The organism is Falsiroseomonas sp. RANM36 (assembly GCF_056682175.1).
This window is the reverse complement of sequence record NZ_JBWXTD010000003.1, coordinates 677,857-685,348: the sequence shown is the minus strand read 5'-3', so window position 1 is coordinate 685,348 and position 7,492 is coordinate 677,857. Positions and strand designations below refer to the sequence as shown.

The window sequence follows — 7,492 nt, the reverse complement described above, 5'->3', positions numbered from 1 at the left end:
GGCGCGCGCCCACGCCGCGCGGCAGCCAGGCGTGACGGTGGAACCCGGCACGGAACGCGGCGCCAGCGCGCCGCGCGCCGGGCGGGGGCGCGGCGCCGGCGCGACGCGCCCGGACCCCACCGATCCCGAGGCGGTTGCGGAGTTCGAGGCCAACAACGATCCGATCGAGCCCTGGAACCGGGCGATGTATCTCGTGAACGACGGGCTGGACACGCTGATCCTTCGCCCCGCCGCCGAAGCCTATCGGATCTTCCTTCCGCCCGAGGTTCGCGTGGCGATCCGCAACGCGCTGGGGAACCTGCGCTCGCCTGTCATCCTCGTGAACGACGTCTTGCAGGGCGAGACACAACGCGCGGGCACCACGGCCGGGCGCTTCCTGATCAACACCACGCTCGGCATCGGCGGCATTTTCGACGTGGCGAAGGATTTCGGATTGCTCGGCCATACCGAGGATTTCGGGCAGACGCTTGCCGTCTGGGGCTTTCCGGAAGGTCCCTATCTGTTCGTGCCGGTGCTCGGCCCGTCGAATCCACGCGACCTGACCGGCGCGGGTGTGGATTTTGCTACCAACCCATTCTCCTGGCTCAGCGGGGGAGAATTGATCGAGACCGTCACCGTCAGCCGCACCGTCGTGGGCGGGCTGGACACGCGGGAAGGACTGATCGAGCCCCTTGATGCATTGCGCCAGGGTTCGCTGGACCCATACGCCGCCCTGCGCAGCGCCTACCGGCAGCGCCGCGTCAACGAGATCAACAACCGAGGCCTCGAAGCGCCTGCCGCGCGCGGCACCGGCTTCGGCGCCGGCACCGGCGTCGAAGGACCGCGCCGGTGACGCCGGAGATCGAGAGCCGCCCAAGCAAGAGGACATCGCGATGACGCCGACGCCCCGCCGCCTTCTCCTTGCCGTCGCGGCTGCGGTCGCAGCTGGCCTGCCGCTCCAGGCAGCCCGGGCGCAGCAGGTGGATATCGGGCGCGCCACGGCCTTCATCCAGCAGACCGGCGAGCAGCTGGTCGCGGCCATCAATGCCACCGGCCAGTCGGTGGCGCAGCGGCGGGAGCGTGTGGCGGAGATCCTGCGCCGCGCCGTGGATGTGGAGGGTGTCGGGCGCTTCATCCTCGGCCGTTGGTGGCGCCAGGCAACGCCTGACCAGCAGCAGGAATATCTGAAGCTGTTCGAGCAGGTGCTGATCCACAATCTGTCGTCGCGCTTCGGCGAGTATCAGGGCGTGCGCTTCACGCTTGGGCGCACCCAGGCGCGCACGGAGGAGGATGCGCTGGTCAACACCGTCGTCGAGCGGCCGGGCAACCCGGCTTTCGGGCTGGACTGGCGTGTCGCGGAAATCGGCGGACAGCCCAAGGTGGTGGACGTGATCGCCGAGGGCACCAGCCTGCGGCTGACCACGCGCAGCGAATACAGCAGCGTGATCACCCGCAATGGCGGTCAGGTTGCGGCGCTGCTCGCCGCGATGCGCAACCAGATCCAGCAGATGGCGGCGCGCGAAGGGGGTTGAGCGCCGACCGTGGATCGAAGCGGCGTCAGCGACGCTGGCGCATCAGCGGGTGTTCTCGAACACCAGCATGCGGTGGCCCTGGTGCCGGAACTCGCCGCATTCGCGCATGCCGATATCCGTCAGCACGCCGCGTGAAGACAGGTTCGTCTCCCGCGCCACTGCGATGATGCGCCTGAGGCCCGCGCGATGGCCGAAGGCGAGGGCCGCCGCCGCGGCCTCCCGCGCATAGCCCTTGCCGCGGCATTCCGGCCAGAACGCGAAGCGCAGCGCCACGCCACGACCGTCGGGCCGCTCCATCAGGCCGCAGATGCCGAGGAACGCACCGCTCTCCCGCTCGAAGACAGACCAGGTGCCGTAGCCACGCACCAGCCAGAACTCGATGTCGTCCTCGAGCTCTTCGCGCGTGCGCTCGGGCGTGCGCACGCCATGCAGCATGTAGCCGAAGACCCGCTCATCCGCCTTCAGCCGGATCAGGTCCGGAAGCTGCTCCGGCGCCGGCGGCAGCAGCGAGAGGCGCGCCGTGTTCAGTGTGCGCGGCGCGCCATGCAGGCCGATGCTCACCTGGCGAGCGGCTTGTATTTCAGCCGGTGCGGCTCGGTCGCGGCGGCGCCGAGGCGGCGGCGCTTGTCGTTCTCATAAGCCTCGAAATTGCCCTCGAACCATTCGACATGGCTGTCGCCCTCGAAAGCGAGGATGTGCGTGGCCAGCCGGTCGAGGAACCAGCGATCGTGGCTGATCACCACGGCGCAGCCGGCGAAATCCTCCAGCGCGTCTTCCAGCGCACGCAGCGTGTCCACGTCGAGGTCGTTGGTCGGCTCGTCCAGCAGCAGCACGTTGTGCTCGCGCTTTAGCATCTTCGCCAGGTGCACGCGGTTTCTTTCGCCGCCGCTGAGAATGCCGACGCGCTTCTGCTGGTCGGCGCCCTTGAAGTTGAAGGCCGCGACATAGGCGCGCGAGGGGATGGTGCGCTTGCCGATGGTGATCTGGTCCATCCCGTCCGAGATTTCCTGCCAGACGGTCTTGTTGTCATCCAGGCTGTCGCGCGACTGGTCCACATAGCCGAGCTTGACGCTGTCGCCGATCGTCAGCGTGCCGCCATCGGGCTGCTCGACGCCCGTGATCATCTTGAACAGGGTGGACTTGCCGGCGCCGTTCGGGCCGATGATGCCGACGATGCCGCCGGGCGGCAGCTTGAAGTCGAGGTCCTCGATCAGCAGGCGATTGCCGTATCCCTTGCGCAGCTTCTCGGCCTGGATCACCAGGTTGCCGAGGCGTGGCGCCGGCGGGATGACGATCTCGGCCTCGCCGATGCCCTTCTCCTGCGATTTCTGCAGCAGCTCCTCATAGGCGGTGATGCGGGCCTTCGACTTGGCCTGGCGGGCGGCCGGGCTGCGCCCGATCCATTCCTGCTCGCGGGCGAGCTGCCGCTGGCGCGCGCTCTCCTCGCGCTCCTCCTGCTGCAGGCGCTTGCGCTTCTGGTCGAGATAGGCGGAGTAGTTGCCCTGGTAGGGGAAGCCGCGGCCGCGATCCACTTCCAGGATCCAGTTGGTGACGTTGTCCAGGAAGTAGCGGTCATGGGTGACGACGAGCACCGCGCCCTGCCATTCGCGCAGCGTCTTCTCCAACCACGCCACGCTCTCGGCATCGAGGTGGTTGGTCGGCTCGTCGAGCAGCAGCAGGTCGGGCTTCTCCAGCAGCAGCTTGCACAGCGCGACGCGCCGCCGCTCGCCGCCCGAGAGATGCGCCACCGGGCTGTCGAAGGGCGGGCAGCGCAGCGCATCCAGCGCGATCTCCACCCGCCGCTCCATCTCCCAGCCCTCGGCGGCGTCGATCTTCTCCTGCAGCGCGGCCTGCTCGGCGAGCAGGGCATTCATCTCGTCTTCCGACATCTCGTTGGCAAAGGCTTCCGAGATCTCGTTGAAGCGCTTCATCTGGGCGTTGAGCTCGGCGAACGCCTCCATGACGTTCTCGCCGACGGTCTTGTCCGGGTTGAGATGCGGCTCCTGCGGCAGGTAGCCGACGCGCGCACCCTCCGCGGCCCAGGCCTCGCCGCCGAATTCCTTGTCGAGGCCGGCCATGATCTTCATCAGCGTGGACTTGCCGGCGCCGTTCGGGCCGAGCACGCCGATCTTGGCATCGGGGAGGAAGGAGAGGGTGATGCCCTTGAAGACCTCCCGGCCGCCCGGATAGGACTTGGTGAGGTCTTTCATCACATAGACGTATTGCCACGCAGGCATCGGCTGGGACTTCCGGCGGAGGGTGGGGAGGCCGGGCTTCTACCGCGCCCCGCACCCCTCTGCCAACCGCATCGGCCTTGACCCGCCGGAGGTCGGAAGCGGTCTTGGGCGCTCGCGCCGATGACCCAGGGATCGAGATCGGCCTGGCCGGCCGCGGCGCCACCCGCGCGGTGCCGTCGTGGCGCGGCTCAGGGCCAGAAGCGGTAGACGAGCGTCAGCCCGACCACGGCCTGTGTCGTGCTGCCGCGCTCGACCAGCGGGCTGTCGGCGGCGGCCCCGAAGATGCGTCCGACCTCGCCGAAGCCGATCACCGCCCAGCGGTCCGACACGACCCAGGTGGCGCCGGCGGCCAGCGCGGCGAACCAGTAGTCGTTGGGCGTGAACACCTGGTAGCCGCTGCGCTGCGACTGCGACGGGTCCACCCCGAAGAAGGTCTCGGCGAAGCCGCTGTTGCCCCAGGACAGGCGCGGCCCGGTCGAGAGGATCAGGTCGGGGCGGGGGCGAAACACGCGGTCGAGCCGGGCATCGGCCACCACGCCGGAATAGCCTCCGAAGCCCTGCCGCACCTCTCCCCGCACCAGCCATTCGCGATCCGAGTAGGACAGGAAGGCACCCGCCTCGCCGGAGATGCGGATGTCGCCCATGCCGGCCAGCGCCGGATTATCGTCCTGGTCGCGGCCGAAGCGGGGACGCAGCACCACGCCGGCCGAGAGCGGACCGTCGCGCAGCAGCGTCGCGCCGGCGCCGTCGCGGAACGACAGGAAAAAGCTGTCGTTGGGCCCGCGGATGTCCGGCGAGAAGAGCGGCCGCACCATCCAGTCATTGGAGCCGAGGTAGTCGGGCGTGTAGAGCGCGCCGACGCCGATCGCGAAGCGCCAGCGGTCGGTGATGGGCGCCCCGACCGCCGGCGCCGCCTGCGGCGCAAGGCCGGTCTGGGCGAAGGCGGGTGTGGCCGAGAGGCAGGCAAACAGCGCCGCGGCGGCGCGAAGCAGGACTCGCATCGAACCTCTGGCGTTCGGCAATGACCGGCAGGTGGACCGCGGCACGGCGAATTGCAACCGCTTTACCTTTCCGGCATGGGCGGATAAGCGCCCGCGGGACGTCCAGCATCAATGGGGGATTCCGCGCCATGCCGACCGACCTCGAAATCGCGCGCGCCGCGACCCTCCGCCCCATCGCCGAGATCGCCGGGAAGGCCGGCATTCCCGATTCGGCGCTGGAGCCGTACGGCAGGTTCAAGGCCAAGCTGTCCCAGGACTTCGTCGCAGAGGCCTCCGCCCGTCCGCCCGGCAAGCTGGTGCTGGTGACCGGCATCAACCCGACCCCGGCCGGGGAGGGCAAGACCACCACCACCATCGGCCTCGGCGATGCGCTGAACGCGCTCGGCACGAAGACGATGATCGCGCTGCGCGAGCCCTCGCTCGGTCCCTGCTTCGGCGTGAAGGGCGGTGCCACCGGCGGCGGGCATGCGCAGGTGCTGCCGATGGAGGACATCAACCTCCACTTCACCGGCGACTTCCACGCCATCACCAGCGCCAACAACCTGCTCTCGGCGATGCTCGACAACCACCTCTACTGGGGGAACGAGCTCGGCCTCGATCCCCGCCGCGTCACCTGGCGGCGGGCGATGGACATGAACGACCGCAACCTGCGCGACTGCGTCGTCGGCCTCGGCGGCGCAACGCAGGGCGTGGTGCGGGAGGACGGGTTCGACATCACCGTCGCGTCCGAGGTGATGGCGGTGTTCTGCCTGGCGCGCGACCTGGCCGACCTCAAGGCGCGGCTCGGCCGGATGATCGTCGGCCGCACGCGCGACGGGAAGGCGGTGACGGCGGCGGACCTCAAGGCGGATGGCGCGATGGCGGTGCTGCTGCGCGATGCGCTGTCGCCGAACCTGGTGCAGACCATCGCGGGCTCGCCCGCGCTGGTGCATGGCGGGCCCTTCGCCAACATCGCGCATGGCTGCAACAGCGTCGTCGCCACGCGGCTCGGCCTCGGGCTGGCCGATGTGGTCGTCACGGAGGCGGGCTTCGGCGCCGACCTCGGCGCGGAGAAGTTTTTGGACATCAAGTGCCGGCTGGCCGGGCTGGAGCCCGGGGCCTGCGTCATCGTGGCCACGGTGCGCGCGCTGAAGATGCATGGCGGCGTGGCCAAGGCCGATCTGGGGCGTGAGGACGTGGCGGCGGTGGAGCGCGGCGTGGTGAACCTCGCCCGGCATGTGGAGAACATGCACAAGTTCGGCCTGCCGGTGGTGGTGGCGCTGAACCGCTTCACCTCGGACACGGCGGCCGAGATCGCCGCCATCCAGCAGGCGATGGCGCGACTGGACACGGAAGCGCTGATCTGCACGCACTGGGCCGATGGCGCGGCCGGCGCGATGGATCTCGCGCGCGCGGTGAAGGCACGGCTCGATCGCGGCGCGGCCCGCTTCGCGCCGCTCTACCCCGATGCGATGCCGCTGGCCGAGAAGCTGCGCACCATCGCGCGCGAGATCTATCGGGCGGCGGAGGTGACCATTCCGGGGCCGGTCGCGCAGCGCCTCGCGCGCTGGGAACAGGAGGGCTTCGGCCACCTGCCGGTCTGCGTGGCGAAGACGCAGTATTCCTTCAGCGTGGACCCGACCGCGCGCGGCGCGCCGCGCGGCCACGTGCTGCCGCTGCGGGACGTGCGGCTTTCAGCCGGCGCGGGCTTCGTGGTGGCGATCTGCGGCGAGATCATGACGATGCCGGGCCTGCCCCGCCGCCCCGCCGCCGAGACGATCACCCTCGACGCGGCCGGGAATGTGGAGGGGCTGTTCTGACGGCCCAATGTCGCGCGAGCATCAGTCGAGGCGGCGCAGCTGGGGCAGCAAGAGGCTAACGCCAAACGACCCCGCGACAGTATCTCACACTATCCAAAGGGTAATCGGCGGCGATATATTGTTAGATTCATACAGTTCACGTATATCGTCCTTGTAGTCTGCCACAACAAAGAGGTGATATGTTCCTGTCCCATAATCATCTAATTTTTGGAGACGCTCAGAATCCCGGAGGCTGCCGCGGGCTTCGATTTTTCCGACATCCTCATAGTCTATCCGCGTCGCGGAGGATGAATCAAACGTAGACTTCTTGGATATGTATATCCCTTGCCTCGCCTCCTCGCTCGTCGCTGCGTCGCCATCATTCCGCACAGTGTACCGAATTGTGGTGTCTTCACCACGCTTGATCGTTGTCTTGTCCAAACTCACGTCCGTGATGCGAAGATCAGGTCTTGCTGAGGATTTGTCGTCGTTCCTGATCGTGCCGATGCCGGTGGCGTCGGCCAGCGTGACGCCGGTCGGCGCCGCGGTCAGCACCACCGAGAAGGTCTCGTCCGCCTCGACCAGGCTGTCCTCGGTGGAGACGATGGTGATGGTGGCCGTCTTGTCGCCCTTCGCGACCGTCACCTTGCCCGACTTGGCGTCGAAATCGCTGCTGCCGGCCGTGCCGGTCCGCGTCTCGTAGCTGAAGCGCAGGTCGCTCTCGGCCGCCTTGTCCAGGCTCACCGTGAAGCGGAGGTTGTTCCCCTCCTCCGCCGACACGTCGTTGATCGACGCGTTGTATTTCGCCGCCGGCGGCTTGTCGTCGTTCCTGATCATGCCGATGCCGGTGGCGTCGGCCAGCGTGACGCCGGTCGGCGCCGCGGTCAGCACCACCGAGAAGGTCTCGTCCGCCTCGACCAGGCTGTCCTCGGTGGAGACGATGGTGATGGTGGCCGTCTTGTCGC

At 68.5% G+C, this 7,492-nt stretch carries 7 protein-coding genes; 3 read left to right on the top strand and 4 right to left on the bottom strand.

What is annotated here, in order from left to right:
• A partial coding sequence (locus AC1MIR_RS08070; protein ID WP_480027661.1) for an MlaA family lipoprotein occupies positions 1 to 832 on the top strand: 832 nt, incomplete at its 5' end.
• A 40-nt stretch (positions 833 to 872) separates the two neighbouring features.
• Complete coding sequence (locus tag AC1MIR_RS08065) at positions 873 to 1,511, top strand: MlaC/ttg2D family ABC transporter substrate-binding protein (protein WP_480027660.1); 639 nt, start codon at positions 873 to 875, stop codon at positions 1,509 to 1,511.
• Positions 1,512 to 1,553: 42 nt separating this feature from the next.
• On the opposite strand, the gene AC1MIR_RS08060 is transcribed toward AC1MIR_RS08065, so the two are convergent.
• The 3 genes from AC1MIR_RS08060 to AC1MIR_RS08050 form a co-directional block, all read right to left on the bottom strand.
• A complete protein-coding gene (locus AC1MIR_RS08060) occupies positions 1,554 to 2,072 on the bottom strand; it encodes a GNAT family N-acetyltransferase (RefSeq protein WP_480027659.1) in 519 nt (172 codons plus the stop codon).
• Entirely contained in the window at positions 2,069 to 3,748 is a 1,680-nt protein-coding gene (ettA, locus tag AC1MIR_RS08055) for an energy-dependent translational throttle protein EttA (protein WP_480027658.1), read from the bottom strand. Before ettA ends, AC1MIR_RS08060 begins: the two co-directional genes overlap by 4 nt.
• A gap of 188 nt (positions 3,749 to 3,936) precedes the next feature.
• Complete coding sequence (locus AC1MIR_RS08050) at positions 3,937 to 4,749, bottom strand: MipA/OmpV family protein (RefSeq protein WP_480027657.1); 813 nt, start codon at positions 4,747 to 4,749, stop codon at positions 3,937 to 3,939.
• A gap of 128 nt (positions 4,750 to 4,877) precedes the next feature.
• On the opposite strand from AC1MIR_RS08050, the gene AC1MIR_RS08045 reads away from it, so the two are divergent.
• Entirely contained in the window at positions 4,878 to 6,548 is a 1,671-nt protein-coding gene (locus AC1MIR_RS08045; protein WP_480027656.1) for a formate--tetrahydrofolate ligase, read from the top strand.
• 84 nt (positions 6,549 to 6,632) lie between these two features.
• Here AC1MIR_RS08045 and AC1MIR_RS08040 read toward each other — a convergent pair.
• The coding region (locus tag AC1MIR_RS08040) for a Calx-beta domain-containing protein (RefSeq protein ID WP_480027655.1) at positions 6,633 to 7,492 on the bottom strand (860 nt) is incomplete at its 5' end.